This window comes from Dictyobacter arantiisoli (assembly GCF_008326305.1).
Taxonomy (GTDB): domain Bacteria; phylum Chloroflexota; class Ktedonobacteria; order Ktedonobacterales; family Ktedonobacteraceae; genus Dictyobacter; species Dictyobacter arantiisoli.
The window spans coordinates 1-1,498 of the sequence record NZ_BIXY01000234.1; the positions used below are offsets into that span (position 1 = coordinate 1).

The following is a 1,498-nucleotide window of genomic DNA, read 5'->3' on the forward strand; positions in this document are numbered from 1 at the left end:
GTTCGAACAATTCGGGGTGGTAGAAAAAGCAAGAGAAAAGAATGGATGATGCTCAATCCAGAGCCGGCTCAAGGCCCAACGAAGTCGATATAATGGTACGATGGTTTCTTTTAGCTTCTTTCCTGTACGATGACAGTAGCAGCGTAGCAACCATTCTCTTGTCTTTTCCCAAAAAGGAGTTGATAGGCTGATAAGATAAGCATAAACAAGCGTAAGCATCAATAACAGTTTCTCACGATGCTCCCATTTCCTCAAGCAGGAACTTTCGATAGCTAATTCACTCTTTTCATAGCGAAAACTTACTTCTATCTGCCAACGCCGTGCATATACTCCAAGCACATCCCATGCTTGATCAATTGTCTCAATCACAGCATCAGTCAAGAGATATAATGGATCATTCCCTCTTCTGCCAACAACAAGCCAGATGGTTTTGTCTATTTTTGCATGCCAAATTGGCATCGCAACGACACCCATTTCAATGAATTTTCCTTTTCGCGCATCCCATATCTCTCTCTTATCCCAGGATCTTTTTCCACGTGCTATTTCCCATATCTTTTTTTCTTGCCCCTTTTGATCAAGATACTGCACCCTTTTTTTTACTCGCATCACAAAATGAAGGCGAAGCGCGAAAAGGCACTGAAGCCATTTGACACTGGTATAGCCACGATCGAAGATATGAACCACTCTTCTTCCCCACTTGTTCGACACACAAAGGAGAAGTTGCTGTTCCTGTTCACGCAGATTACTTGCTCGTTCTCCTCTTCTTGTCCACCAACGTGTTGTCGCGATCCATGGTGTTCCAGACATTCCAATTATGAGTAATTGGATCCACTCGATTCCTAAGACAGTGATTGGTTTTCCTGGAGGAAAATTATAAACTCCTTTTCTTTGCTTTTTGAGCCGAGCACCTTTGCTTGATCTGACGGAGCACATTCCTTCTGTCTTTTGACTTTCCGGCTTTTCTACCACGCTTCCATCCCAAACACACAATGCTTGATTATGCTCTTCTTCTAAGTGATGGAGCTTTTCTTCTGCTCCATCCCACAAAAATTGTTCAATGATCTTTTTACTCCATTTTGAAGAATGAAGAAGACGCTCGATCCTTTTTGTTGCTGCTGGAGCCTGCGATCCGTTGAGAAGATAACTACCCAATTCACTCAAATGTAACCCTTGTGACCGCTGTCGAAACATCGTCATTGCGGCAATGGTTTTGAGAAAGGTACGAACTAATCGAGCATCGAGCCACGCATCAAGACAGATGAGCAGTGGCATGAGGAAGGATTCTAACTGTTGAGATAACTGTTGAGATTGTTCCTGTGCAGTTTGAGCATCTGCTTTTGGTGTGCCATACTGAGAAAACATCGGTGCAAAAACCTCCTGAACTGTTTGGAATTTATCAATTTCCTTTACATCGTTCAGGAGGTTTTTTAGGTTTCACTTCCTTTGTTGAGTCTTTTATCACTCGAATATTTGTTCGAAAGATTCGGGGTGACCCATG

General features: G+C 42.7%; 1 protein-coding gene. It reads right to left on the reverse strand.

Translation table 11 applies throughout. From position 1 onward, the window contains the following. Positions 1-1,362 (reverse strand): transposase (locus F1593_RS27985; RefSeq protein ID WP_149404837.1); only part of this gene is annotated, 1,362 nt, incomplete at its 3' end. Positions 1,363-1,498 lie beyond the last annotated feature (136 nt).